The sequence below is a fragment of the Candidatus Tenderia electrophaga genome (genome assembly GCA_001447805.1).
Classification (GTDB): Bacteria; Pseudomonadota; Gammaproteobacteria; order Tenderiales; family Tenderiaceae; genus Tenderia; species Tenderia electrophaga.
The window spans coordinates 1,586,013-1,611,966 of sequence record CP013099.1 but is presented as its reverse complement, the minus strand read 5'-3'; the positions used below and the strand labels follow the sequence as shown (position 1 = coordinate 1,611,966).

The 25,954-nt window shown below is 61.3% G+C and carries 23 protein-coding genes, 1 tRNA gene and 1 pseudogene; 8 read left to right on the top strand and 17 right to left on the bottom strand.

The window, feature by feature from the left end; genetic code table 11:
- Positions 1-82 precede the first annotated feature (82 nt).
- From Tel_07400 to Tel_07380, 5 genes and pseudogenes are all read right to left on the bottom strand, one after another.
- On the bottom strand, positions 83-421 hold the full coding sequence (locus tag Tel_07400; protein ALP52994.1) for a hypothetical protein: 339 nt from the start codon (positions 419-421) through the stop codon (positions 83-85).
- A 380-nt stretch (positions 422-801) separates the two neighbouring features.
- The gene (locus tag Tel_07395) at positions 802-1,353 is read right to left on the bottom strand and encodes a hypothetical protein (GenBank protein ALP52993.1); all 552 of its coding nucleotides are present in this window, start codon (positions 1,351-1,353) and stop codon (positions 802-804) included.
- A 27-nt stretch (positions 1,354-1,380) separates the two neighbouring features.
- The gene (locus Tel_07390) at positions 1,381-1,584 is read right to left on the bottom strand and encodes a cytochrome C oxidase Cbb3 (protein ALP52992.1); all 204 of its coding nucleotides are present in this window, start codon (positions 1,582-1,584) and stop codon (positions 1,381-1,383) included.
- Positions 1,585-1,597: 13 nt separating this feature from the next.
- A pseudogene (locus Tel_07385) lies at positions 1,598-4,063 on the bottom strand (ATPase P).
- Positions 4,064-4,070: 7 nt separating this feature from the next.
- On the bottom strand, positions 4,071-4,577 hold the full coding sequence (locus Tel_07380) for a hypothetical protein (protein ID ALP52991.1): 507 nt from the start codon (positions 4,575-4,577) through the stop codon (positions 4,071-4,073).
- Positions 4,578-4,950: 373 nt separating this feature from the next.
- Here Tel_07380 and Tel_07375 point away from each other — a divergent pair, with 373 nt between their 5' ends.
- Complete coding sequence (locus tag Tel_07375; protein ID ALP52990.1) at positions 4,951-5,565, top strand: hypothetical protein; 615 nt, start codon at positions 4,951-4,953, stop codon at positions 5,563-5,565.
- 101 nt (positions 5,566-5,666) lie between these two features.
- Positions 5,667-7,295 carry a diguanylate cyclase gene (locus tag Tel_07370; protein ALP54770.1) on the top strand — a complete coding sequence of 543 codons (1,629 nt, stop codon included), beginning with the start codon at positions 5,667-5,669 and terminating at the stop codon, positions 7,293-7,295.
- A 46-nt stretch (positions 7,296-7,341) separates the two neighbouring features.
- Here the strand turns inward: Tel_07370 and Tel_07365 are convergent, their stop codons facing one another.
- The 12 genes from Tel_07365 to Tel_07310 all read right to left on the bottom strand — a co-directional run bounded on the left by Tel_07365 (position 7,342) and on the right by Tel_07310 (position 19,992).
- Entirely contained in the window at positions 7,342-8,028 is a 687-nt protein-coding gene (locus tag Tel_07365) for a hypothetical protein (GenBank protein ID ALP52989.1), read from the bottom strand.
- Between the two features lie 251 nt (positions 8,029-8,279).
- On the bottom strand, positions 8,280-9,506 hold the full coding sequence (locus tag Tel_07360; GenBank protein ID ALP52988.1) for a hypothetical protein: 1,227 nt from the start codon (positions 9,504-9,506) through the stop codon (positions 8,280-8,282).
- Between the two features lie 9 nt (positions 9,507-9,515).
- On the bottom strand, positions 9,516-11,693 hold the full coding sequence (locus Tel_07355) for an acyl-[ACP]--phospholipid O-acyltransferase (GenBank protein ALP52987.1): 2,178 nt from the start codon (positions 11,691-11,693) through the stop codon (positions 9,516-9,518).
- A 38-nt stretch (positions 11,694-11,731) separates the two neighbouring features.
- Positions 11,732-12,808, bottom strand: a complete 1,077-nt coding sequence (alr, locus tag Tel_07350) for an alanine racemase (protein ALP52986.1) — start codon at positions 12,806-12,808, stop codon at positions 11,732-11,734.
- Positions 12,805-14,205 carry a replicative DNA helicase gene (locus tag Tel_07345; GenBank protein ALP52985.1) on the bottom strand — a complete coding sequence of 467 codons (1,401 nt, stop codon included), beginning with the start codon at positions 14,203-14,205 and terminating at the stop codon, positions 12,805-12,807. The genes alr and Tel_07345 overlap by 4 nt, the downstream gene beginning before the upstream one ends.
- A 118-nt stretch (positions 14,206-14,323) precedes the next feature.
- Positions 14,324-14,776, bottom strand: coding sequence for a 50S ribosomal protein L9 (gene rplI / locus Tel_07340; protein ID ALP52984.1), 453 nt, complete (start codon positions 14,774-14,776; stop codon positions 14,324-14,326).
- Between the two features lie 31 nt (positions 14,777-14,807).
- Positions 14,808-15,731, bottom strand: coding sequence for a hypothetical protein (locus Tel_07335; protein ID ALP52983.1), 924 nt, complete (start codon positions 15,729-15,731; stop codon positions 14,808-14,810).
- An 88-nt stretch (positions 15,732-15,819) separates the two neighbouring features.
- Positions 15,820-16,050: a 30S ribosomal protein S18 gene (gene rpsR / locus Tel_07330; protein ID ALP52982.1), complete on the bottom strand. Its 231-nt coding sequence runs from the start codon at positions 16,048-16,050 to the stop codon at positions 15,820-15,822.
- Positions 16,051-16,068: 18 nt separating this feature from the next.
- The gene (locus Tel_07325) at positions 16,069-16,389 is read right to left on the bottom strand and encodes a primosomal replication protein N (GenBank protein ID ALP52981.1); all 321 of its coding nucleotides are present in this window, start codon (positions 16,387-16,389) and stop codon (positions 16,069-16,071) included.
- A gap of 15 nt (positions 16,390-16,404) precedes the next feature.
- Positions 16,405-16,788 carry a 30S ribosomal protein S6 gene (locus Tel_07320; GenBank protein ID ALP52980.1) on the bottom strand — a complete coding sequence of 128 codons (384 nt, stop codon included), beginning with the start codon at positions 16,786-16,788 and terminating at the stop codon, positions 16,405-16,407.
- Positions 16,789-16,917: 129 nt separating this feature from the next.
- Entirely contained in the window at positions 16,918-17,655 is a 738-nt protein-coding gene (locus Tel_07315) for a 23S rRNA methyltransferase (protein ID ALP52979.1), read from the bottom strand.
- A 6-nt stretch (positions 17,656-17,661) separates the two neighbouring features.
- The gene (locus Tel_07310; GenBank protein ALP52978.1) at positions 17,662-19,992 is read right to left on the bottom strand and encodes an exoribonuclease R; all 2,331 of its coding nucleotides are present in this window, start codon (positions 19,990-19,992) and stop codon (positions 17,662-17,664) included.
- 123 nt (positions 19,993-20,115) lie between these two features.
- Between Tel_07310 and Tel_07305 the strand changes: the two genes are divergently transcribed.
- From Tel_07305 to Tel_07280, 6 genes are all read left to right on the top strand, one after another.
- Positions 20,116-20,202: transfer RNA gene (locus Tel_07305), tRNA-Leu, on the top strand.
- A 200-nt stretch (positions 20,203-20,402) separates the two neighbouring features.
- Complete coding sequence (locus tag Tel_07300) at positions 20,403-22,016, top strand: nitroreductase (protein ALP52977.1); 1,614 nt, start codon at positions 20,403-20,405, stop codon at positions 22,014-22,016.
- Positions 22,017-22,337: 321 nt separating this feature from the next.
- Positions 22,338-22,937, top strand: coding sequence for a nitroreductase (locus tag Tel_07295; GenBank protein ALP52976.1), 600 nt, complete (start codon positions 22,338-22,340; stop codon positions 22,935-22,937).
- 56 nt (positions 22,938-22,993) lie between these two features.
- A complete protein-coding gene (locus Tel_07290; GenBank protein ID ALP52975.1) occupies positions 22,994-24,805 on the top strand; it encodes a potassium transporter KefB in 1,812 nt (603 codons plus the stop codon).
- A gap of 86 nt (positions 24,806-24,891) precedes the next feature.
- The gene (locus Tel_07285; GenBank protein ID ALP52974.1) at positions 24,892-25,431 is read left to right on the top strand and encodes a hypothetical protein; all 540 of its coding nucleotides are present in this window, start codon (positions 24,892-24,894) and stop codon (positions 25,429-25,431) included.
- Positions 25,432-25,446: 15 nt separating this feature from the next.
- Positions 25,447-25,947: a hypothetical protein gene (locus Tel_07280; GenBank protein ID ALP52973.1), complete on the top strand. Its 501-nt coding sequence runs from the start codon at positions 25,447-25,449 to the stop codon at positions 25,945-25,947.
- Positions 25,948-25,954: the final 7 nt, after the last annotated feature.

The window sequence follows — 25,954 nt, the reverse complement described above, 5'->3', positions numbered from 1 at the left end:
GGCCGTGGTTGTGTGGGCCATACGCAAAAGGCCCGGCAAGTCCCGCGACGAAGAGCGCTAGACTGGGTTACATGGCACTGGGTTACACGGCTTGAAGTAGGTCATTGATGGCATCGACCAATGCCTGAACACCTGCAGCGGCCGCCAAGGCATCCTCGGCTTGGGCATGACGCCTGCCGCCCTGGATGATGTTATAGCGCCTGACGCGGCCGCGATCCAAGATTTTTAGATGACAGTCGCCGCCGCTATAGACATGAATATGGGGCGTGGTGTTGGCGGCGCCGTAGGCATAGTACTCCTTCTTGCGCTGGATGATACCGCTGTGGCGTTGCAACACCCGCTGCGCCACGCCCTGGGGGCGGCGATCCGCCAAGCCCTGTGCGGACAAACGGCGCGTCGGGTCGCTCAGGGCCGCAGCCACCGGGCGATGCTCGGCCTTGTCATCAAGATGGGATGATCGAGTTAGCACTGTCGAATTCCTCACACTGGAGGGCGCCGCCCTCGGCGTCCCGACCCATGGATATTGGATCATCAGGCCTGTGGAATCAAGTCAGCCCCGTGTCCTGAATACCTCCATATCCCCGCTCGTCCCTGGGAAAGAGGGTTAGGGTAAAGGGGTATGAATACTGTCCGCAAATGAAGGTGAATCAAAAGTGTACGGCGGGGGCGCAAGGCACGCCGTTCGGGGTCGGAAGCTCGCTGGTGCGTGAACGCACCCTACGGGTTGCGAGCCATTATTTGCGTTCATTTGCGCAGCAAAGATATATAGAGCCCCCGGATTTCACTACCGATGTCCGGCACTTATGACGCCGCATCCGCCGTGTCGTTTAAGCGTTCCTCCAATGCCCGCACCTCTGCCTCGGTACCGAACCGGCGCCAGGCCCAGGGCGGTACGAAGCCGTGCCCGGCGTGGCTCAGGGTCTCTGATTCAATGATGGTCAGGGCCAGAATGAGGACCATCATGGGCAATAAGCCCAATCCGCCCACCAGGGCGAACATCAACTCCTTCATGGCATCGGCGTAGGTATAGAGCAGCCAGGCCGCGGTGGCCGCCGTCGCCAAGGCTATGTAGCCCACCAGGAAGACCCGGGTGCGGCGCATGACGATGCCCCAATGGGCCCGCACCAGCAGACAGGGATGCCTCACCAAGAGCCTGCCGCGAACGTAGGTATAGGCGATGATGACCGCGGAGATGCCCGGAATCAATAGAATCAGTAACGGATTGGACATGGCCACGCTGATGGTAATCACGGTGAGCAGGACATGGTTACCGATGCTGTTGAACAGGAACAGCTGATGCGGCAGCTGCGCCAATCGCACCTCTTGGTGGGTATAGGGATGGTCATTCGACATCGTTACCTCAGCTCCCTCCAAACAGCATCAGGGCCGCTTCTCATCGGACTCGGGTCTTTTTTCCTCAGGCCTGTTCTGGGGCAGGCGCGGATCATCGTCGTCGTCCAGGATACGATGGGCCGGCCCCTCCATGTCATCGTACTGACCGCTGCGCGCGGCCCAGAAGAAGACCACCACGCTCACCAGGGCCAACAGGATCATGGCGGGTACCAGGGCGTAAATGGTTTCCATAGGCGGATTCTCCTCTCGTTTCAAAATGGCTCAGCCGGCGGATACGCAGGGCATTGCCGATCACCGCCAGCGAACTCAAGGGCATGGCGATGGCGGCGACGACCGGGGTGACCATGGCGGCCATGGCCAGGGGCACCAGGATCAGGTTATAGCCCAGGGACAGGCTGATATTCTGGCGAATAATGGTCAGGCTGCGGCGCGCCAGATCGACACCGAACAACAGGCGTGAGAGGGAATTGTCCATCAACACGAAATCGGCGCAGTCCATGGAAACGTCGGTGCCACCGCCCATGGCGATGCCCACATCGGCGCGGGCCAGGGCCGGGGCATCGTTGACGCCGTCACCGATCATGGCCACCTTCTCGCCCCGGGCCTGCAGCTCGCTGATAACCCGCTCCTTGTGCTGAGGCAACACCTCGGCGATCACCGCCATGCCGCCCAGGGCCTCGGCCACCTTCTCGGCGGCGGCGCGGCTGTCGCCGGTGAGCAGGGTCACGCCCATGCCCCGTTGCCGCAGGGCCGTCACCACCGCCCTCGCCTCTTCACGGATACGGTCCTGCAGGCCGAAGATGGCGACCACCTGATCATCTATCAGGGCAAACACGGCACTGCCGCCCTGCGCCTCGATCTGGGCCTGCTGTCGGGCCATGTACGTGGACAAGGCCCGGCCCGCCAGCAAGGCGGCATTCCCCATGCGAATCCGACGCCCTCGCAGTTGCGCCTCCACGCCCTGGCCCGGCAGGCTGTGAAAGCTGTCCAGTTGCGCGTCTCTGTGTTCACCGCCCCGTTGTCTGGCATAGGCGACCACGGCCTTGGCCACATGATGCTCTGAACGCGACTCCGCCGCGGCCACCAGGCCCAGGATCTCGGCCTCGTCCCATGTCGATTCCGGATTGACATGCATGCCGGCCACCGTAAGTTCTCCCTCGGTGAGGGTGCCGGTCTTGTCGAACACCACATGGCTGATCCCGGCCAGGCCCTCAATGGCCCCGCCGTTCTTGACCAATAGGCCGTTTTTGGCGCCGTGCCCCACGCTCACGGCGATGCCCATGGGCGTGGCCAAGCCAAAGGCACAGGGACAGGTGATGATCAGCACCGAGGTGGCCGCCAGCAGGGCGGTATCGACGTCCTGACGCAGCCAGACGAAGAAGGTGACGGCCGCCAGGCCCAGGGTGGCGGCGACGAACCAGGGCACAATGCGATCGGCCAGGCACTGGATGGGGGCCTTGGCGCCTTGGGCCGTCTCCACCAGGTGGATGATCTTGGCCAAAGCGGTATCCTGGCCCAGTTGCTCCACCTGCACCACCAGGGCCCCCTGGCCATTGACCGTGCCGGCCACGACGCGATCACCGTCCTGTTTCAACACCGGCTGAGCCTCGCCGGTGAGCATGGCCTCACTGATCTCGGAACGCCCCTCCATGACCCGACCGTCCACCGGCACCTTATCACCGGGGCGCACCAGCACCCGATCACCCAGACGCAGGCTGCGCACGCTCACCCGCTGAGGTTCGGCCGCCGGCGTCAACTTGAGGGCGCTGCGCGGTTGCAGCTCCATCAAACGCCGGGTGGCCGAGGTGGCATTGCGGCGCGACACACCCTCGAGATAGCGCCCCACCAGGATGATGAACAGGAAGGTCACCACGGTATCGAAATAGACCTCACCCGAACCCCGCAGGGTGATCCATAGCGAATAGGCGTAAGTCGCCAGGGCGCCGATGGTCACCGGCAGATCCATGGTCAACTGGCCGTGCAACAGACCGCGCAGTCCCGAGCGGATGATAGGCCAACCCGCATACAGCAGCACCGGCGTGGCAATGAGCAGGCTGATCCAATGAAAGAACTGTTTGTGCTCGGGGTCGATACCGGAGGCCGACGAGGCACCGGCGAACAGGGCGATGGAGATCCACATAATATTCATCACGCCGAAACCGGCGAAGGCCATGCGATACAGCAGGGCGCGATGGCGCTTGGCCGCCTCGCTTTCCGCCGCCTCGGGGGTGTACGGCACGGCCTGGTAGCCGATCTGCGCCAGGCGCTTCAACACAGTGGACAACAACAAGCTGTCGCGCTGCCAGCGCAACCGCAGGCGATGATGGGCCATATTCACCTCGGCGGTGAGCACCCCTTCCAAATCGCCGAGTGCGCGTTCAATAAGCCAAACACAGGCGGCGCAGTGGATACCCTCCACCAACACGGTGGCCGCGCTGATGTCGTCGCGGGTGGTGACAAAATCGGCCTGGACGTCATCCAGGTCGAATTGCTCCAGGTCGCGGGCGGCCCGGGGCGGCGGGGCGAGGGCATCCTTGGATTTGAGCTTGTCGTAGAAACCGGCCAGACCGGATTCGTGGAGGGTCTGACACACCAGCAGGCAGCCGGAACAACAGAATGCATGACAGCAACCCTTGATCAGCCCCTGCTGACGTGCCGCAGGCTCGATCGGCAGGCCGCAATGGAAACACGTCTCGGCGGCGACTGACATAGGGCGGTTAATCGTCGATGAAAATGCGCTCGGCGATATCGAGTTTATCTTCGCCCTGCTGCACCGTGACGATCAAATCCCAGTTGCCCGGCAGCCCGAAGTCCACATTGGCGGCATAATAACCGGCGCCCACATCCTGCATGGCGACGACGAAATCATGGCCGTGCTCGACCGGACGAAAGGCGGCGAACTCAGCCCGCGCCCCCTCGATGGGACGGCCGTTGCGGTCCACCGCCCGCACCAAATAGGGCTGGGGCTCGGCCAGTTGCGGTGACTTGGGCAGATCCAGTTCCAAGTCCCAAGCCAGCCGGGCGAGGTCTTTTTCGCGCTGGGCCTTATTATACAAGTAGGATTTTCCCTTCTCGTAATAGTCGTCCACAACCAAGCCGGGCGGTTCCAAAAAGGCGATGGTGATCAGGGTAATGTTTACCAGCAAGGTCACACCCATGATGCTCGCCAAGGTCCAAACCCAGGGGTTGCGCCAAGCGGGTTCCTGTTTTGTCTCATTTGCCATGGTATACACCTATCAAATATACACCTATATTTCATAAGCTCTTTGCGCATATTAGCATTCGATACATCTAAAACCAATACATATTTATAGTAGACCAGCTTTTTGGCCCCGGCATGGCGGCCACCCTCGCTAACGAGCACGCCCCGCGATATAGAGAAAACGTTATTAAAATCCACTATTTAACTTAGGACATTTGATGGCCCTGCGGCCTCGCGGCGACCCCCTCAATGGAGCGCCGGCCTGGGCTCCCAAAGTATGGCTTTGTGAGTCGACAGGCAGGCGGCCTATAATGCGGTCTTTACGCCTCAACGGCGCAGCCAACAACGACGGGTATTTCCGCATGACACGCAGACTTGCAACAGTTTTCGCCTTTTTGATCTTCACCAGCCCCAGCGTCATGGCGGATACCGAGGCCGTCGCCGTCAACGGCAAGCGTGTTCTCCTCAAGGACGACCACAGTTGGGAGTACATAAAAAACACACCACCCGACAACCGTTACGCCCGCCTCAGCGTGGAATTTACCGAGTCCGGTGCGGCCTATTGCCGTGTCGGCCTGAGGCTGAAAAATGATCTGGCCGACAAGATTACCAGCATTATTTTCATGTTCTCCGCCTACGTCGATGAAGAGGTCCGCTACGAGACAGTCACCAAAGGCTTTCAGCACCTCAAACCCACCAACGACCGCTTTAACGAAATCACCTTCAGCGGTCTCCCTTGCGACGACATCGACTACATTCGCGTACACGGCGCCGATCGCTGTGAAGTGGGCGAGCTGAATAAGTTCACCTCGGCCAAAGGTCAATGCCTGAAGCTGGTACAAGTGCACGCCAGCGACAAGATCGTTATTTTCAAACGCTACGAGAATGACGTGCTGCCGACCCAAAACGCCAAACTCGAAGAAGAATCGGTGAATACCGACGAGAGCGTAGAAGAACGTTGGGCCCGGGAACTGGAACAAAAGGAAAGCGGCTTGGACGAATTTGAGTAAAGCCTCAATTTGTCGCCTATACACGACGCTCCAACACTGGCCTACAATCCATTTTCTGTGTAACTTGCTGACTGATATCCGACGAACGAAGGGCTGTCGTGATCGCGGTAAGCAGCATCAAGAGCAAGATTCTAATCTTCGCCGTTCTGGCCACGCTGATCCCCTCAGCGGGGTTGGGCCTGCTTTCCTTCTGGCAGAACGAGACCATGATCGCCGACAATGTCACACACCAACTGCGTGTGCTGGCGGGCGACACCCGTCGCGAACTGGAGTTCTGGCTCAAGGAACGCGTCGACGGCTTACGCACGCTGTCCAATTCAAATACGGTCATCAACGGCATCGCCCAACACAACGACACCGCTGACGGCGATAACGCACTGCAGATGCTGCCGCACTATCTGCGGCTGGTGGAACAGAAACTGGATGCGCTGCTGCAATTGACCGTGCTTGACGCCTCCGGAAAGCAGGTGGCCAGCAGTGCCCAGACAGGCGCTGTCGTCTCCCTGTCGGCGCCGTGGCCCGAAGACGCCGCAACCAAGGGTGTGGTGATCGACGCGCCGCATTGGGACAGCAGCGCCCACACCGCGACCTTCAGCTTGGCCGTACCGGTACTGTCGCTCGACGACAAAATTATCGGCGCCTTGGTTGCGGTGGTCGATCTGAACAGTGTGGCCCCAACGCTGAAACACAGGTCTGACATATCTGCGGGATACGTGGTGCTCATGGACCGGGCGGGAAGACCATTACTGGATACCCTAGCCCGGTCCAGCGAGCTATCCCCACTGGAGTCGCGGACAGTCCAACGACTGATACAGCATCAGGGCCAACCCATCGTTTATGAGCGTCCCTTAACCGGCGAAGTCCTCGGGCTCGCCGACACCGCAGGGACTCTGCCCCTGCTGGTGGTCGCCGAGCGGGACCGCGACGAGATCTACCAGGCATGGACGGCGTTTCGCAATCTGTTTCTCAGCCTGCTGGGAGGACTGACGCTGCTGGTGGCCTTGATCGGCTGGGGGATGGGGCGCTCCATCGTCACACCGTTGGAACGCCTGACCGGCGCCGCGGACCGTGTCGCCGCCGGTGATTTGGAGATAGCGCTTCCGGTAACGCGACGTGATGAGATCGGCCGTCTCACCCGGGTATTCAATCAGATGACCGAGCATCTGCGTCACAGTCATGCCCAAGTCGAGGCGGCCAATCAGGCCCTGCAACAGCAAAACCAGCTGCTGGAACGGCTTTCGATTACGGATAATCTCACCGGTCTCTACAACCGCAAAAAGCTGGATGATATTCTGACCGATCAACTGGCGCGTTATGAACGCCACCGCCATCCCTTCGCCGTGCTGTTATTGGATATCGATCATTTCAAGGCGCTCAATGATAGCTACGGCCATCTGGCCGGCGATGAAGTATTGAAAAGCGTCGCTCACATCCTGACCCAATCAATCCGCAGTGTCGACTATGCGGCACGCTACGGCGGCGAGGAATTTGTCATCGTGTTGCCCGAAACAAACACCGCTACCGCGCGGGATCTGGCGGAGCGCATATGCGGTGCGATTCGAGACAAATGCTGTCAATTCGAGGGACAGTCATTGGCGGTGACCCTCAGTATCGGCGTCGCCGGTATACGCGACAGCGACAAAAATATAGAGGCCATTATTGCGCGCGCCGACGAGGTGCTCTACGCAGCCAAGCATGCCGGTCGCAACCGGGTTCATTGCGCCCTTTGACATACTCGAATAATTGTAATGCAGCGGCCGCGCGCGGCGCCCACCCCTAGCGCGGCTCGAGCAGCTCGCCCAGCACCCAACCTGAATCGCCCGCCTCGGTTTGGACCTGCAACCATGGTCCACGGTAAGCACGCACGATGACCGGCGTGGTGCGCTGCAACACATCGAGTACGGCGGCGTTCGGGTCCGGCTGACGGCGCAGGCGCGTGTCCGTCTTGGTGCGCAATGGGATGGTGATTTTGAAGGGCACTTCCGGCGCCGACTGCAGATTCGCTGCGGCTAAATTTTCGCTGAGCATGTCAATCAATTGCCGCGCCTGGGCCGCCAATTCTGCGGCCTCACTGAGTTCACCTCGGTCAAAGGCGCTTGAGGCCGCGTCGAGCAAACCTTGGGCCGTGCTTTGCAGCGGCGCCTGTCGATCCTTGCCCAAGCGGCTTTGCAACGTTTCCAAGGCCACTTCCACCTCGGCCAGCCGCGAGACTACATCAGCCTCGGTGGCAAACCGACGCAGCTTGACCTCGGCCTGCGCGGCTTCGCTGGCGCTCTGCTGCAACTCCTTCGCCCGGCCCTGCTGTTGGGCCCTCAGGCGATTGATCTCCCGCTCTTTCTCGGCGAGGCGCTGCTCCAGGCGAGTTATCTGCATCTGCAATTGCTGCACTGCGCTGGGTGCATCGATCTCGGGCCGCGTAGCGCTACATCCGGCCATAATCAAGCCCCACAGCAGCACGGTCAAACATGCCGCCGTAGCGCCGCAACGCAGCCTCGGAGGCACGCTGTTTTCACCTGACGTATCAGGTCTTCGATGATGCGCTAATCTCGCCAAAATGATTCACGTCCTTGCACATAATTCTTATCACAATACCCCCTGAGCCAGGGGTCCGTCCCCGTCACCAGGGTACACCGTGATTACCCGTCACCGTCGAAAAACCGTCCCGCTTGGTTCAATAGTCCGGCATCTGCATCGCAAACCATGCCGATATCGCTTTAAACGGAAAACAGTCGGCGCGTTTCAAACACCTGAGCCCCAAGTCTGGCACCGTCGAAACACAGACTGCGCTTGAGGAGGAAATCAAACAATAAGACATTGTAGCGTCTGATCTCGGTCAACAGCCGGGCGGCCTCCCGGCTGAGGACGCCCGCCGCCACATAACGCTCAAGCGCATACAGGGGCATGACACCGGGAATCGGATAGTCCGAGCCATTGATTAGTCTATGCTGCCACTGCTCGCGTGTGAATAGGGTCTGAATCACATCCAGGCTGCGATTAACTGTCGTGATCGCGGCAATATCGCCGTAGAGCTGTCCCTCGTAATCCTGTTCCGCCATCAGGCGGGCAAAGAATTCCATATTGTGGCGCGCTGGCGCATGCGGCGATTTGTCCAGATCGGGGGCGCTGCCGAGAGAGGCACAATGGGCAACGATGACGGTCACGCCCTGTTCCAGGGGATAGCGCAACAGCAGCGGATGATTGAACCGTTGCGAGCCGAACACATCCAGGGCGTATTCGGAGCCGGCGTGGGTCAGTAAGGGCAGATTGTGGCGCCTCAAGGCGGCATAAAACGCGTCGCAGCGTTTCGATGCCGGGTCGATAGCCATTAGCGACGGCAACCATTTGACCGCCCGAGCGCCGTGGGCCGCCGCCCAGGCCAGCGCCTCGACACAATCCTCCCGGTAAGGATGAACGGAGGCGATCCACTCAAAGGCCTCGGGATGGCGCCGATGCAAGGCGGCCGCATATTCATTGGGCACGTATAGCTGGCTTTGCTGCGGCTGCGCGCGGCCGGCCTGATCGTGGCGATAATCCAAGGCCAGCAGCATGAGACGGCTGCGCGACTGGAATCCCCGCTGCAGATGCAGCAGCCGCGCGACATAGGCTGCATCGATGCTGTCGACGTCATCGACGCAGGCGGCATCAAGATAGAACTGGAACTGGGCGTACTGAATGGGATGTAAGGGGGAACGCATGTCCGGATCGATATGGATACCGCTGGCGCCGTCCCCCACCCCGGCGATATGGACGTGGCTGTCCCACACCTGGTTTGGATCAATACCCTGCCAGGCGGCCTGAAGCAACTCGTGTTGCAGCAACGCCGCTGGAATCGGTCCCTCAAGACAGGGATTCCACCAACCCTGCCGCGGCCAATAGCGCAGCCCCACGGCGGCGAGACCGAAGAGGCCCAGCAGTACCAGGAAATGACGACGGTTGATCACGCGCCCAGCTTAGTCTCGATGTGCCGCGAGCCGATCTTCCGCCAAGGCGGCGGCGCGCAGATAATCGATCTTGCCGATGCCTAACAGCGGAATCTGCGACACCGTGATCACCTGGCGCGGCAGGGCGAGTTCGCCCACGCCCTCGCGGCGGGCCTGCTCCAGCAGAGCGGAACGATCGGCGCCCGGCCGCTCCGTCAGCAAGACGACTTTCTCACCCTTGCCCGGATCGTCCACCGCGATCGCGGCATGCTGTTCATCGGGCCAGAGCTTGGCGGCCAGGTTTTCGGCTACGGATAGAGATATCATCTCACCGGCCACCTTGGCGAAACGTTTGACGCGACCTTGGATATAGATAAAGCCATCGGCATCGATCGTGACAATGTCGCCGGTATCGTACCAACCGGGACCGAACACGGATTGCGGCGCCACCAGTTCACCGGGCCGATCATGCAACAGATAGCCGGCCATCACATTAGGACCGCGCACATGCAGCCGACCGCCCTGTTCCAAACCTGCCACAGCCTCGAGCTGATACGCCATGCCCGGCATCAGCCGACCCACGCTGCCGGGACGATAATCCATGGGCGTATTGCCCGCCACCACCGGGCTGCACTCGGTGGCGCCGTAACCTTCAAAAATGCGCACACCGAATTTCTGCTGCCACAGCTCACGGGTCTCGGGTTTAAGCCGCTCCGCCCCGGCAAAGACATAACGCACCGAGTAGAAATCGTAGGGGTGGGCGGCCTTGGCATAGCCCGCCAGAAAGGTATTGGTGCCGAACAGAATGGTGGCGCCCGTATCGTAGGCCAACTCGGGAATGACGCGATAATGCAGCGGCGAGGGATAGAGCACGGTGCGCATGCCGCTGAGGATGGGCAGCAAGGTACCGCCGGTCAGGCCGAAGGCATGGAACATGGGCATGGCGTTGAGCAGCACATCGTGGGCGTTGAAATCAAAACGCGTGGTGAGCTGGCGAATATTGGCCAATAGATTGCGGTGTGACAATACCACGCCCTTGGGCACGCCCTCGGAGCCCGAGGTAAACAAGACCACCGCCGCGGCATCGGGATCGGTCTGGCAATCGACCTGACTGTTGATCAACGCCTCCAGGCGGCTGGCGATCCAGGCCTTCAACTTATCGGCGCGGGCGATGTCCTTGGCCAGATCCTCCAGATAGAGGATCTCCACCTTGTCCGCCAACGCCGCGACCGCCTCATCGAGATCCGCGCGTCGAATAAACTGGCGCGACGTAACAACCGTTTTGAGGCCGGCCGTCTCACAGGCCGACACCATCCCCTTCGCGCCGGCGGTGAAATTGAGCATGGCCGGCACCCGGTCCTGGGCCACCAGGGCCCAGAATGTCACCACCGCGCCGTTCATGTTGGGCAGCAGCACGCCCACCTTGTCGCCTCGCCCGGTGCGAGTCTTAAACCACCGGCCCAGCAAGATGATGCGCAGCAACAGATCGTTATAGCTGAGACGGGTCTTCTGCGGATCCTCCACCACGCCATGGGAACCGCCGTGGATATTGCGGGCGTCGAGCAAACTCTTGAACAGATTGTGGTTGGCCGCATCGGCCTGGAACACCATCTCCACCATAAGATCGGACAGCCGCTTGCCGGCGTATTCACGCTGATCACGACCGCGCAGATTCTGCGGCGGTTCGATACGGCGCGGCGCCATGATGGTGAGCGTAATCTTGGGAAACCAGCGCAGTCTCACCTTGTTCTTGAGGCGCGAAAAGGTGGTGTACTGCGCGCCGTTGATAGCCACCGGCAAGACCTGGGCGCCGCTCTTGACGGCCACCAACCCCGGGCCGTTATAGACCTTCATCAGGGCGCCGGTGACGGTAATGCGTCCCTCGGGAAAGATCACCACCCGTTCGCCTTGCTGCAGCTGTTGGATCAGGGTGCGGATCGACAAGGGGTTGGCCGGGTCCAAGGGAAACAGACGCACCACGTCCCTGAAGGCACGCACATACCATTGGCGGGACTGATGGGTATTGATGGCGAAGGTCACCGGAAACGGCAGAAACAGATACAACAACAAGGCGTCGAGAAACGAGGTGTGGTTGGCCACCACCAACACGTTCTCATCCAGGTCGTCCAGGTGGTGCCGGCCGGCGACCTCGATCTTATACAAACGCGCCAGCAACCAGCGCAGTATCGATGCCAGAATCCTGATCATTGCTTGCCTTTCACGCTTCGCCCCCGGCTGGCCGAAGTTCAGGCCTGATGGTGAAGGTTCACCCGGCGACTTACCGCGCACAACAGTTCATACGGAATAGTGCCCGCCGCCGCAGCGATCTCCTCCACCGGCAGTCCTTTGCCCCACAACACGACCGGATCGCCGATGTCGGCCTTGGGCTGAGTGCGCAGATCGACACAGATCGTATCCATGGACACCCGCGCCACCACGGGGACGCAAGCATCATTGAGCAACACCGGCGTGCCCGCTATCGCATGACGCGGATAACCGTCGCCGTAGCCGCAAGCCACCACCCCGAGGGGCATGTCGTCGGGACACACCCAGCTGGCACCGTAACCGACGGCATCGCCGCGCTTGACGTGGTTAACGGCGATCAAGCGTGAACTCAGGGTCATCACCGGCTGCAAATCGTCATCGGCCGCGGTGCCCGTACAAAAGGGTGAAACGCCGTACAACATGATGCCTGGACGCACCCAGTCGCTGTGGCTGTGAGTCCACCCCAGCACACCGGCCGAATTGGCGATACTGGTCTCGGCGTCAATACCCGCGATGGCCTGCTGAAATGTCTCCAGCTGTTGCTCGGTTTGCTTGCTGTCGCGCACGTCGGCTGAGGCCAGGTGGGTCATGAGTCGCACCGCCGCTACGCTCCCCAAGGCATCCAGCCCTTGCCAACACTCGCGGGCATTCTCAGGCGCCACGCCCATGCGATGCATGCCCGAATCGATTTTGAGCCAGACCTGCAAGGGCGTGCTGAGGCGTGTCTGCTGTAACAGCTCGATCTGACGGGCGTGGTGAATAACCGGCTGCAAGGCATGGCGGGCGAATTGGTCGAGATCGGCTGCACTTTGAAAGCCTTCCAAGACTGCAATGGTGTTTTCAATGCCTGATTGGCGCAACGCCAGCGCCTCATGCAGACGCGCCACCGCAAAGGCATCAACCTCATGGAGTGCTTTCGCGACCTGGACCATGCCATGGCCGTAGCCGTTGGCCTTGATCACAGCCATGATTTTGGCATCGGGCGCGGCTTGGCGAACGCGTTGGAGGTTATGCCGGAGTGCCGTCAGATCGATGTGCGCCTCGACGGCGAAGCTCATTCGAAATCCCCGGCGTCGTAAATATCATGGGCAAAACTCTCAAAGCGGGTGTATTTGCCCCGGAAGGTCAGGCGGACCATGCCGATGGGGCCATTACGCTGTTTGCGGATCAGGATTTCGGCCGTGCCCTTGTCGGGACTGTCCTCTTTGTAAACCTCGTCGCGGTAGATGAAAATGATGACGTCGGCATCCTGCTCGATGGCACCTGATTCACGCAGGTCCGACATCACCGGGCGCTTGTCGGGCCGTTGCTCCAAACTACGATTGAGCTGTGACAAGGCGATCACCGGCGTGTCCATTTCCTTGGCCAGACCTTTAAGTGAGCGTGAGATTTCAGAGATTTCCGCAGTACGGTTCTCCTTGAAACCGGGCACCTGCATAAGCTGTAGGTAGTCGATCACGATCAACCCCAACTGGCCGTGTTCGCGCATGAGGCGGCGACAGCGGGCGCGCAGTTCGTTGGGCGACAGGCCTCCGGTATCATCGATAAAGAGCGGTTTTTCCTGCAGCATGCCGATGGCCGAGGTCAGGCGCGGCCAGTCGTCATCGTCAAGCTTGCCGCTGCGCACCTTGTTCTGGTCGATACGGCCCAGGGATGAAATCATACGCATCGCCAAGGAGTCGGCCGGCATTTCCATACTGAACACCGCCACCGGCTTGTCACAGGTCATGGCCGCATGTTCGGCGATATTCATGGCGAAGGTGGTCTTACCCATGGAAGGGCGGCCCGCGACGATGATCAGGTCACCCTGCTGCAGGCCGGACGTCATATCGTCGAGGTCGTTATAGCCGGTGGGCAGGCCGGTAATGGAACCGTCCTGATTGAAGAGGTGGTCGATGCGATCCACCACATTCACCAACACATCCTTGATGATCGCAAAGCCGCCTTTTTGGTTGGCGCCCTTCTCCGCGATCTCAAACACCATGCGCTCAGCATCGTCCAGCAATTCGACACTATTGCGCCCCTCGGTATTGAAGGCGCTGTCGGAGATCTTGGTGCCGACGCTGATCAACTGACGCAGCACCGAGCGCTCGCGGATGATGTTGGCGTAGGCCTTGATGTTGGCGGCGCTGGGGGTGTTGTTGGCCAGCATGCCCAGGTACGACAGACCGCCGGCGTTATCCAGGTCGTTATGGCTGTCGAGCCACTCGGACAGGGTCACCACGTCAAAGGGCGTGCCCTCCTCGCTGAGCCGGCGCACGGCGCGAAAGATAAGCTGGTGGTCCTTGCGGTAGAAATCCTCTTCGCCGACCAGGTCGGCCACCTGATCCCAGGTGGAGTTATCCAGCATCAGTCCGCCAAGCATGGACTGCTCCGCCTCAATCGAATGGGGCGGGCGTTTCAGGGCCTCTAGGATTTCATCCTGAGCGAACGGGACTGGGGATGTTTCTGGCATTTTTAGTGGCTTAACGACAGTGGCCGGAACACGGTAACAATGCGGCAAGTCCGGCGAAAAGACAAGCCGTCAAGATTCGGGCCAGCGGCTGGGGGACAGCCGCCGACCCGCGACCGGCTTAGGCCTCGGCGACCACGACCACCTTCACTTCGGCGCTGACATCGGCATGCAGCTGCAGCTCGACCTCGTATTCGCCGACATTGCGCAGCACACCCTTGGGCAGCAGCACTTCATGCTTGGCCACCTCGGTGCCGGTGGCAGCGGCCACCGCCACGGCGATGTCCTCAGTCCCCACGGAACCGAACAACTTGCCTTCTTCGCCGGCCTTGCCGGCTATCTCAACGCTGGTGCCGTTGATCTTCTCCGCACGCGCCTCGGCGGCGGCCTTGGCCTCCGCCGCAGCCTTTTCCAGCTCCGCGCGACGTTCTTCAAAATAGGCCTTGTTGTCCGGTGTGGCCATGACGGCCTTACCGTTAGGAATCAGGTAATTGCGACCATAACCGGGACGTACCTTGACTTGGTCGCCCAAGCCGCCCAAATTGGTCACCTTATCCAACAAGATTACTTCCATTTCACACCTCTACTTAAGTAGTTAAGCTAACTTATTGATTGTCATTACGATCATCATCGGATTTCTGCTGTAGCGATGACAAGCGCCTCCGAAAATTCACCCAGCTGTCGGCAAAGCCGGCACTGGCCAACAACAACATGGCCTGCGGCGGCAGGATGAACAAAAATAGATACAGCGCCACCAGCCAACCCACATGCCGCCCGGTGCGGTCCACCAAGGCGTGCACCAGGGCCAGTCCTACAATGCTGTAGACGGTGACCATGACAATCATCATGTCACCCGCCATGTCACTCACGCCCCCCAGGTCCGGCAGACTCAGCACCAGAATCGCCAGCAGCACCATGGCAGCGAGGCGGCTCTGACGCAACTCCAGAAACTCCTGCCGAAAGCCGCCCGGATTGTAGAGTAGCGCCTGCCACCAGCGCCCTACCATCAGGCTCAATATCTGTCCCATCACCAGCGCCCCCGCCAGCATGCCGGTCAGCCAACGGGAAAACATGGGCAGCTGGTTCTGAATCGTCTCCATCCCCTCCATGCCACCGCCCTGGGCGCTCATGAGCTCAACCATCTGGCTCAGTACATTCTGCCAGAATTGCACCGGATCGCCCGTGAGCAGATAGAACACCACGATTCCCGCCAATCCCAGCGCCGTCGCCGCATCGATCACGATGGACCACGAGGCGCTGCTGCGCAGCACCAGGGCCAGCAGCAGCAAGGGCAACCACAACAACAGAAACACAAAACCCAAGGCCATGGCGCCGAACACGAAATACATGAACACGCCGGTAATCACCCCCGCGCCCAGCAGCACGGTGATACCCTGCCGGGCGCCGTGTCGCAGCGTCACCAGGGCCAGCGCCGCACCGCTGAGCATGCTCACCACGCCCAGAATCGGCACCAGCGATACCAGCGCCAGAGCGGCGGTCACCAGCATGGCCTGCAGCGGCCCGCGCATAATGTAGGCGCCTAAGCCACGCATCTGAGCTTACTCCCGACCTTCCCTGCGGTGAAAACAAATGCCGACTTGTGGGTCGGCATGCATATTACTTCCTGTGCGCGTCGCTATAGGGTAAGAGCGCGATATAACGGGCGCGCTTGATGGCAGTGGACAGCTGACGCTGATACCGGGCCTTGGTGCCGGTAATGCGGCTGGGCACGATCTTACCGGTTTCAGTGACATACGATTTCAGGGTGTTGAGATCCTTGTAATCGATCTCTTTCACACCTTCGGCGGTAAACCGGCAAAACTTGCGACGACGAAAATAACGAGCCATGTTGATCTCCTAAACTATCTATTCCTGATCCAATGATGCCAACCCTTGGAGCGCCTGGGCATGCAGCACAAGCATGGCCTGCCCCTGGCGGCTGTCGGCGCGGCTGATAAAGCCGGCCACTTTGACCGCCTGCCCCTGGCTCAGGGCCTGGGCCTTCTTTGAGAGTTCTTGCCCGGTGGCGATCACCACGATGCGGCAGTAGGCCTCTCGCTCCAAGCCCGCCTCAATCTGGCGGGAGCGGTGCTCCACTGACAAGCGCGTCAGAGGAATACCCGCTGGGTTGTACCGTGTTTCCGGTGCCTTGCAGACAACGCCTGACAACACCAGTTGGTTGTGCAATGGGATTGCTACGCCTTAGGCGGCTTCCGAATCCGACCTCTTGTCAGAGCGCGATGAAGAATCGTCATCACGATCATCATCCCGGCTCCTGACCATGAAGGAAGGCTCGGTCACGGCCTCGTCACGACGGATGATCATGTTGCGGATCACGGCGTCGTTGAAGCGGAAGGCACTGGACAGCTCATCGATGCTGTTTTGAGTGCATTCGATATTCATCAGGACGTAGTGGGCTTTGTGGGCCTTGGCGATGGGATATGCCAGCTGACGACGGCCCCAGTCTTCCAGACGATGGACCTGGCCATCTTCGGTTTCGACGATTGAACGATAACGCTCGATCATGGCCGGAACCTGCTCGCTCTGGTCCGGGTGGACCAAGAACACGACTTCATAATGTCTCATTTATCTAGCTCCCTATGGCTATGTAGCCTTCCGCACCATGCGGTAAGGCAAGGAGGTTTCGCCGCGCCTGGCGGCAAGGGGCGTGATTTTACGGGAATTTCCAGGGGGATGCAATTGCGCGGCCAAAGATCAACGCGCACTCCGCTGGCGCAGCGCCTCGAACAGACATATCCCCGTCGCCACCGAGACATTCAGACTCTCCACCGCCCCTGCCATGGGGATCTTGACCAGCAGATCGCAGTGCTCGCGGGTCAGGCGTCTTAAGCCCTTGCCCTCGCTGCCCAGCATCAAGGCCAGGGGTCCGCGCAGATCGGTCTCATAGAGACTGGCCCCGGCCTCGCCGGCCGCCCCCACTAGCCACACGCCGGCCTGCTGCAGCTCGCGCAGGGTGCGGGCCAGGTTGGTGACCTGATAGAAGGGCGTGGTCTCGGCCGCGCCGCAGGCCACTTTGCGCACCACCGGCGTCAGGCCCACCGCCTTGTCCTTGGGCACGATGACCGCATCGACACCGGCGGCATTGGCAGAGCGCAGACAGGCGCCCAGATTATGGGGATCGGTGACGCCGTCCAGCACCAATAGCAAGGGCGCATGGTCCAGGCCGTCGATGAGCGCCATCAGGTCCGGCGGCCTGGCTGCGGGCTCGACAGCCGCCAGCCGGGCGACTACGCCCTGATGCCGCTCGCCTTGCACCAGTTGGTCCAACGCCTCACGCGGCCGGTGCTGGATCCTGACCCCGGCGCGTTTGGCCTGGTCAAGCAGGCGGTTGAGACGGGCGTTGGGGCGCTGACTCTCAGCCAGCCATAATTCCGCGATAGCGCTTTGTTTGAGCGCCGCTTCCACCGCATGGATACCGAACACGATGGACATAAAAACCTACTTCGGCGACTTCTTGCGACTACGCTTACGGCGACTCTTTTTCTTCTTGGGCGCCTCACTTTCAGCCGCCGCCGGTTTGGCCGCGTCACCCTTGCCCCGTTTGCGCTGTCGGCTCGATTTTTTCTTTTTCGGCGCGCCCTTAGCGCCGGCCTCCAGCTCGCTCTCGGCCAGTTCGAAATCGATGCGTTTGCGTTCCAGATCGACGCGCGCCACCTTGACCCGGATCTTGCCGGCCAGACCGTAGACCTTGTTGCTGCGCTCGCCGATGAGGCGGTGATGCACCGGATCGAACTGGTAATAATCCTGGGCCAGCGAGGTGATGTGCACCAGGCCCTCCACGTAGATGTCGTCCAGCTCCACAAACAGGCCGAAGCCAGTGACACTGGAGATGATGCCGTCGTACTCCTCGCCCACCCGGTCCTGCATATACTCACACTTGAGCCAGTCCACCGCGTCGCGGGTGGCCTCGTCGGCGCGCCGCTCGGTCATGGAGCAATGCTCACCGAAGGCCAGCATGTCGCTCATGCCGTATTTGTATTGTTTCACCGGCTTACCGCGCACCACATGGCGAATGGCGCGATGCACCAACAAATCGGGATAGCGTCGGATGGGCGAGGTGAAGTGGGCATAGGCGTCGAAGGCCAGGCCGAAGTGGCCGTTGTTCTCCGGCGTATAGACCGCTTGGCGCAGGCTGCGCAGCAACACGGTCTGGATCAAGTGGGCGTCGGGCCGACCTTGCAGTTGATCCAGAATCTTGGCGTAGTGTTTCGGCTCGGGTTCGTCGCCGCCGCCCAGGGTCAGACCGACACTGGAGAGAAATTCGCGCAGGGCGGTCAGCTTTTCTTCCGAGGGCCCCTGATGCACGCGATACAGCGCCGGGATCTTGTTGTCGAGCAGGAATTTGGCTGCGCAGACATTGGCCGCGATCATGAATTCCTCGATCAGCTTGTGGGCGTCGTTGCGTTCCACCGGCACGATCTGGTCGATCTTGCGCTCGGTGCCGAAGACGATGCGCGTCTCGGTGGTCTCGAAATCGATGGCGCCGCGCTTATCACGCCGCGCGCGGAACACCTTATATAACTCATGCAGATTATCCAGGTGCGGCACCAGCTGCTGGTGTTCGCGGCGCAGCGCCATGTCGCGCTCCACCACCATAGTGGCCACCTCGTTATAGGTCAGGCGCGCCGACGAGCGCATCAAGCCCTCGAAAAAGCGGAAATCACGCACCGCCCCCGCGGCGGTGAGCTCCATTTCGCACACCATGCACAAACGGTCCGTTTTCGGATTGAGAGAACACAAGCCGTTGGACAGCACCTCGGGCAGCATGGGGATGACCCGCCCGGGAAAGTACACCGAGTTGCCGCGCGTGCGCCCTTCCTTGTCCAGGGCGCTGTCAAAATCGACATAGTGGGACACATCGGCGATCGCCACCAGCAGACGCCAACCCTTGCCCTGGCGTTCGCAATACACCGCGTCATCGAAATCGCGCGCGTCCTCGCCATCGATGGTGACCAGGGGCAGGTCACGCAGATCCTCGCGATCGGCTTTGTGGGCCTCTTCCACTTCACGACCGAACACCCGGATCTCGTCCTTGACCTCGGGCGGCCACTCGCGCGGCAATTCATGGGCGCGGATGGCGATGTCGATCTCCATGCCCGGCGCCATGTGATCGCCCAACACCTCGACGATCTCACCGATGGGCTTGGCCCGATTGGAGGGCTGTTCGATAATGCGCGCCACCACGATCTGGCCGCTGCTGGCGCCGCCGCGGCCCTCGGGCGGAATCAAAATGTCCTGGGTGATGCGCTTGTTGTCCGGCGCCACGAAACCGATGCCGTGCTCCAGCATGAAGCGCCCCACCACTTCATTGTTGGCGCGCTCCAGCACCTCCACCACCGTGCCCTCACGACGGCCGCGGCGGTCGACGCCGGAGACCCGCGCCAGGGCCCGATCACCGTGCAGCAGAGTGCGCATCTGGCGCGCCGACAGAAACAGATCGTCGCCACCGTCGTCCGGCACCAAAAAGCCGAATCCGTCCGGATGGGCGATCACGCGGCCGGAGATGAGCTGCATCTTACTCACCAAACCAAAACGGTCGCGGCGATTACGCACCAGCTGACCGTCACGTTCCATGGCCCGCAATCGCCGCCGCAGGGCTTCCAGCTCCGTCTCACTCTCCAGCCCCAAGGCCTCCGCCACCCGTTTCATCGACATGGGCTCGCCCTCGTCGGCCAGCATCTCCATGATCAGCTCACGGCTGGGGATAGGGTTATCGTATTTTTGCGCCTCGCGTTCGAAGTTGGGATCCTGGGGTTTGCGTTTGGTCATCGATTTGATTTTCCTATCATTTAACTTGGCGCACATTGTACACGCCAAGCGATTGACGACGCGAATTAATCTTGCTAAAGTGCGCGGCCTCAGACGTTGACACGTCTTTTTTCACTTCTTCATGCCGAGGTGGTGAAATTGGTAGACACGCTAGCTTCAGGTGCTAGTGGGGGCAACCCCGTGGAGGTTCAAGTCCTCTCCTCGGCACCATCCCACATATATAATTCATTTGTCAGCTCGATCATATCGGTTTGAGCGGGGAATTCCCGTGATTTACAGTCATCCTGAATGATCGGAGTATTGCCGTCCACACCCACCCGATCGACGTCACCCTGATGGCGGTTGCCAACAACACCTTGAGGTCCCGTTGGCCGCTATGCGACAAAGACGTGAAGAGGGACAATAGCGCGATGACAGATGATAAAACCGACCACGATGTCGTGCGCCACTATCACGATATCACCAAGCACCAGCTGCAGCGTTACGCGGCGGGACCGCAGGCCCTGGACTGGGACGACCAGCCCGAGGCCTTCCGCTGGTTCGAGGGTGCCGCCAAGACCGATCTGCCTTTGATCGCCGACCGGCTGGCGTCACTCTATATAGATATATATGCGCCGGACACAATCGAAGCGCAGCCGCTCACCCTGGAAAACCTTGGCGGCCTGCTGGAACTGGCCCTGGGCCTGAGCGCCTGGAAGCGCTACGGCGAGGCGAGGTGGGCCCTGCGCTGCAATCCCTCCAGCGGCAACCTGCACGCCGAGGAGGCCTATGTGATCTGCAACACCCTGGGCGATCTGGCCGGCGGTGTGCACCACTATCTCAGTCGCGACCATCAACTGGAACAACGCTGTGTATTCCAGGACGACGTCCTGCCGCCGGATACCTTGCTAATCGGCATCAGCGCCATCCACTGGCGCGAGGCCTGGAAATACGGCGAACGTGCCTACCGTTACTGCCAACTGGACACCGGCCACGCCCTCGCCGCCCTGCGCTACGGCGCCGCGGCCTTGGGTTGGCGCGTGCAGCTGCTGGATCGAATCAGTGACTCACAACAGGCCACCCTGCTCGGCCTCGCGCGCGCCGCTGACTTCGGCGATGCCGAACGTGAACATCCCGACCTGCTGCTGCACATCAGCAGCGGCTGCGCAAGGCACGCTGTCGCGATTGACCGCTTGATCGACAGCGTCAACCACGGGGAATGGTCCGGGCGAGCCAATGTGTTGTCGCCTCATCACCTGCATCGATGGCCCATCATCGATGAGGTAAGCCGAGCGGCCCGAAAGCCGGTGACCGAGGCTGCTAAAGCAAACCTTGACGCGCGTCCCGCGCCACTGAATAGCCCCTGCGATTTGACGGCCGCCGCCCTCATCCGCCGGCGCCGCAGCGCCCAGGCCTTCGACGGCCAAACGCCTATCGGCCGGGACGCCTTGTTGCGTATGCTGGACATGACCCTGCCACGCCCTAGGTTGCCGCCCTGGGACTGCACGCCCTGGCGCGACAGCATTAACATGGTGCTGTTTGTCCATCGCGTCCATGATTTGGCGCCGGGGCTCTATGCCCTGGTCAGAAATCCCCATAGCCTTGATGCGTTCAAGTCCGCCCTCGGCCGTGAACAGTTCCAGTGGCAACAGGTCGACGCGTGCCCCGAGCACCTGCCGCTGTACAAGCTGGTCCATGCCGATAGCCAGACCCTGGCCGCCACGCTTTCCTGCCACCAGGGCATCGCCGGCCAGAGCTGTTTCAGCCTGGGTATGATCGCCGATACCTCGGTGCTTGGAGCCGGCGCCTGGCACTATCGTCGACTGTACTGGGAGGCGGGCATGATCGGCCAAGTGCTGTACCTGGAGGCTGAGGCCGCCGGCATCCAGGGCACCGGCATCGGTTGTTATTTCGACGATGCCGTGCATGAAGTATTGGGGATTCAGGACAAACGCTGGCAGAGCCTGTATCACTTCACCGTCGGCAAAGGGGTCTTTGATACACGCATCCAGACGGATCCGCCCTATGCGCACCTGCAACGCTAAGCACAGCGCCTACACACGAGACCGCTTTGCATAGACGCAAGGCGCGACGGTGAGACAAGGCCTATACGCGCTGATTGCAGCCCTGACGCCGATTTGCCAGGCCCGGCGCAAGATGTGAGCATATACCCTGCGCTGGCCCGGCGGCGGTGGTGACTCAGTACACCTTCTCCTCCATGTCGACCGCACCAAGTGGGTGCCGGGGCGCACCGACCCTCGGCCTGCAAGGCAGTCCCGTCCTGGCCCGGCGCGGCGCCCTGCCCGGAAGCATGGAACTGGAACAAGCCTTGCTAAACATTATGAACAGGACGAAAGGAGAACGTCATGGAAAAGCCCGCCCAAACCTCGGTCCCCATCCACGCGCTGATCGCCGCGCGCTGGAGCCCGCGCGCCCTGGACCCGGATGCATCCCTGAGCGCCGAACAGGTCACCGCCCTGTTGGAGGCGGCGCGCTGGGCCCCCTCCTGCTTCGGTGACGAGCCCTGGCGCTATGTGGTGTGCCACAAGGCCGACGATCCACAGGCCTGGGCGTCGGCCCTGGCCTGCCTGGCGGAGAAGAATCAGCGCTGGGCCGGCGCGGCGCCCTTGCTGCTGATCGCCAACGCCGCCAGCCATTTTCACAAAAACGACAAGCCCAACCGCTGGGGGCAATACGACACCGGCGCGGCCAGCGAGAACCTCTGCCTACAGGCCACCGCCCTGGGGCTGGCGGCTCATCAAATGGGCGGCTTCGACCAGGACAAGGCGCGCCAGACCTTCAATATCCCCGAGCAGTACACCCCCATGGCCGTCATCGCCGTGGGCAAGCCGGCGCCGGCGCAGGCCCTGGACGAAGAGTTTCGCCAAGCGGAGACCGCTCCGCGTCGACGCCGACCTCTGGGCGAGATCTGTTTCGCCGGCCGCTGGGGCGAAGCGCTGACATGAGACGGACCCGGCGGGGTTTTTCCCTGGACCATTTCAGCGTGACAGGATAGAGGGCCATGTCGTCATTGGCTGAAGGCGCGATCTTTCTGCTGGCCGCGGTGCTGGTGGTGCCCCTGTTTCGCAAACTGGGCCTGGGCGCCGTGCTCGGCTATCTGGCGGCGGGACTGGTGATCGGCCCCGACGGCCTGGGGCTGATTTACGATGTGGACAATATCCTGCACTTCGCCGAGCTGGGCATAGTGTTCCTGCTGTTCATCATCGGTCTGGAGCTGCAACCCAGCCGCCTCTGGGCGCTGCGCAAACCGGTGTTCGGCATGGGCGGGGCGCAGGTGGCGCTCTCCGCCCTGCCCATCGGCCTGGCCGCCTGGGCCCTGGGGGTGACGCCCCTCAGCGCGGCTATCGTCGGCCTGGCGCTGGCCATGTCCTCCACCGCCTTCGCCCTGCAGACCCTGGCCGAGCGTAATCAACTCATGACCCAGCACGGCCGCGCCAGCTTCTCCATCCTGCTGTTCCAGGACGTGGCGGTGATCCCCCTGTTGGCCATCATCCCCCTGCTGGCGACCACGGGCACCGATCTTAACGACGCGGGCATGCTCTGGCCCATCGTGCGCGCCATCGGCCTCATCGCCCTGGTCATCATCGGCGGTCACTATTTGCTCCGCCCCCTGTTTCGCATGGTCAGCGCCGCCGGCAATCACGAATTGTTCACCGCCGCGGCCCTGCTGGTGGTGGTGGGCACGGCCCTGCTCATGGATTGGGCCGGCCTGTCCATGGCCCTGGGCAGCTTCCTGGCCGGGGTGCTGATGGCCGACTCCGAATTCCGCCATGAACTGAGCGCCCAGATCGAGCCCTTCAAGGGGCTGTTGCTGGGACTGTTCTTCATCGCCGTGGGCATGTCCGTGGACCTGCAATTGATCACCCACCAACCCGCCCTGGTGATCGGTCTGGCCCTGGCCCTGGTGGCGGTGAAGTTCATGGTACTTTACGGCCTGGGGTACTGGCGCCTGGGCGATGTCACCTGCGCGCGCAAGCTGGCCCTGACCTTGTCCCAGGGCGGCGAGTTCGCCTTTGTGCTGTTCGCCGCCGCGGTGCAGGCGGACACCCTGGCGGCGACCCTGTCGGACCTGCTCATCATGGTGGTCACCCTCTCCATGGCCCTGACCCCGGTGCTGTTGTACATCGACGATCGGATCGCCGGGCGGCGCGAGCGCCGCGAACAGACGATGACATACGACAGCATCGATGAGGAGGAGAACCCGGTGGTCATCGCCGGCTTCGGTCGCTTTGGCCAGATCGTCGGCCGCGTGCTGCGCATGAAGGGCATCCACTTCACCGCCCTGGATAAGAGCTTGGACCAATTGAACTTCGTGCGCCGCTTCGGCAACAAGGTCTATTACGGCGACGCCACGCGGCTGGAGCTGTTGCGCGCCGCCAAGCTGGACCAGGCCCGGCTGTTGGTGATCGCCATCGACGACATGGAGGACTCGCTCAAGACCGCCGAACTGGCGCGGCGCCACTTTCCCCAGGTCAAGGTGCTGGCCCGGGCTCGCAATCGGGTACACAGCTATCGTCTAAAAGAGCTGGGGGTGGATCCGGTGATCCGCGAGCTGCTGTTCTCCAGCCTGGAACTCACCCGCCATGTGCTCACCGGCCTGGGCATCCCGCCGGCGCGGGCCGACGAGGCAGTGGAGCGCTTTCGCGCACACGATGATCAGCTCATGGAACGCCAGCAACAGTTCTATCACGACGAGGAGCAACTGATCGAATCGGCCAAACAGGCCTCGCAGGAGTTGCGTGATCTGTTCGACCAGGATGCGTGGGCCGAGGATTCACAGCGGGCCAGCGATCCTCAGTCCGGGCGCGATTGACATGAACGGCCTTGTCCGGCAGCGCCTGCTTGGACTATAACAGGACGTAGCTGGAACCCATTCAAGCAAGATTGCGAGTCTCTTCTATGAAACGCCTTTTTTATCCCGCTATCATTGCCTTACTCGGCGGCTGCGCCAGCCAGGTTCCAATCCCAATCAAAGAGCCGCCGCCCGGCAACCCCACTGTCGCCGAGGTACGCCAGGACGGGCCGCGTTTTACCGGTAGCGCCGTACGATGGGGCGGCGTTATCACCCAGGTGGAGAACAAGCGCGACCGCACCTGGGTGGAGGTTGTCAGCCGCGAGCTGGACAGCCATGGCGAACCCATGAGCGGCAGCAGAAGCGACGGGCGCTTCATCGCCAGTTTTCCCGGCTTTATCGACCCCATCGTCTATGGCGCGGGGCAAAGGCTTACCGTGGCCGGCACCATCAAGGGCGAGTCCACCCGGCCCATCGGTGAATACAGCTATACGTTTCCCATCGTCACGGTAAGCACTTCTTACCTGTGGGGGGCGGAACCCGAGCCGGCGCGTTACGATCCGCCGCCGCCCTGGTATTATGACCCGTGGTGGCCTTACTATCCCGGGCCTTTCTACCACAGACCTTATCCACCCTATCGTTGGTAAGCCGGATCTATCATCATGAATAAAATTCACCCTACCCTGGCATTGATACTCGCCGCCGTACTGCTGCAGGCGTGCGCCACCACGCCAAAATTCGACACGAGCAATATCGCTCTTGATATCACGCCGCAACAGGCGGCGGCCAAGGCCGATTCGCTACAGGGGACTCGCGTGTTATGGGGTGGCGTGATTATCGCCAGCACCAATCTCAAGGAGGCGACACAACTCGAAGTCCTCGCCTATCCGTTGGATTCCAACCAACGCCCCGACCTCGATGAGGCACCCTTAGGACGTTTTCTTGCCCGGCAAAGCGGCTATCTGGAAACCACCGATTATGCCCAGGGACGCCTGATCAGCGTCAGCGGCACATTGCAGCAGACGCGCCAAGGGCGCATCGGCGAGAGCGAGTACACCTATCCGGTGGTGGCTATTGAGCGGCTGCATCTCTGGTCCAAAGCGCGGGGCGGTTCACCCGAGACACGCTTTCATTTCGGTATCGGCGTACTCTTCAGTAATTAGATAGGCC

What these genes read in the sequence shown, in the direction of transcription:
- Tel_07290 (ALP52975.1), top strand. Translation starts at nt 22,994, where the DNA reads ATGTCGTCATTGGCTGAAGGCGCGATCTTTCTGCTGGCCGCGGTGCTG.
- alr (ALP52986.1), bottom strand. Translation starts at nt 12,808, where the DNA reads ATGAGCTTCGCCGTCGAGGCGCACATCGATCTGACGGCACTCCGGCAT.
- Tel_07355 (ALP52987.1), bottom strand. Translation starts at nt 11,693, where the DNA reads ATGATCAGGATTCTGGCATCGATACTGCGCTGGTTGCTGGCGCGTTTG.
- Tel_07310 (ALP52978.1), bottom strand. Translation starts at nt 19,992, where the DNA reads ATGACCAAACGCAAACCCCAGGATCCCAACTTCGAACGCGAGGCGCAA.
- Tel_07295 (ALP52976.1), top strand. Translation starts at nt 22,338, where the DNA reads ATGGAAAAGCCCGCCCAAACCTCGGTCCCCATCCACGCGCTGATCGCC.
- Tel_07300 (ALP52977.1), top strand. Translation starts at nt 20,403, where the DNA reads ATGACAGATGATAAAACCGACCACGATGTCGTGCGCCACTATCACGAT.
- Tel_07280 (ALP52973.1), top strand. Translation starts at nt 25,447, where the DNA reads ATGAATAAAATTCACCCTACCCTGGCATTGATACTCGCCGCCGTACTG.
- Tel_07335 (ALP52983.1), bottom strand. Translation starts at nt 15,731, where the DNA reads ATGCGCGGGCCGCTGCAGGCCATGCTGGTGACCGCCGCTCTGGCGCTG.
- Tel_07380 (ALP52991.1), bottom strand. Translation starts at nt 4,577, where the DNA reads ATGGCAAATGAGACAAAACAGGAACCCGCTTGGCGCAACCCCTGGGTT.
- rplI (ALP52984.1), bottom strand. Translation starts at nt 14,776, where the DNA reads ATGGAAGTAATCTTGTTGGATAAGGTGACCAATTTGGGCGGCTTGGGC.
- Tel_07390 (ALP52992.1), bottom strand. Translation starts at nt 1,584, where the DNA reads ATGGAAACCATTTACGCCCTGGTACCCGCCATGATCCTGTTGGCCCTG.
- Tel_07320 (ALP52980.1), bottom strand. Translation starts at nt 16,788, where the DNA reads ATGAGACATTATGAAGTCGTGTTCTTGGTCCACCCGGACCAGAGCGAG.
- Tel_07395 (ALP52993.1), bottom strand. Translation starts at nt 1,353, where the DNA reads ATGTCGAATGACCATCCCTATACCCACCAAGAGGTGCGATTGGCGCAG.
- rpsR (ALP52982.1), bottom strand. Translation starts at nt 16,050, where the DNA reads ATGGCTCGTTATTTTCGTCGTCGCAAGTTTTGCCGGTTTACCGCCGAA.
- Tel_07315 (ALP52979.1), bottom strand. Translation starts at nt 17,655, where the DNA reads ATGTCCATCGTGTTCGGTATCCATGCGGTGGAAGCGGCGCTCAAACAA.
- Tel_07285 (ALP52974.1), top strand. Translation starts at nt 24,892, where the DNA reads ATGAAACGCCTTTTTTATCCCGCTATCATTGCCTTACTCGGCGGCTGC.
- Tel_07345 (ALP52985.1), bottom strand. Translation starts at nt 14,205, where the DNA reads ATGCCAGAAACATCCCCAGTCCCGTTCGCTCAGGATGAAATCCTAGAG.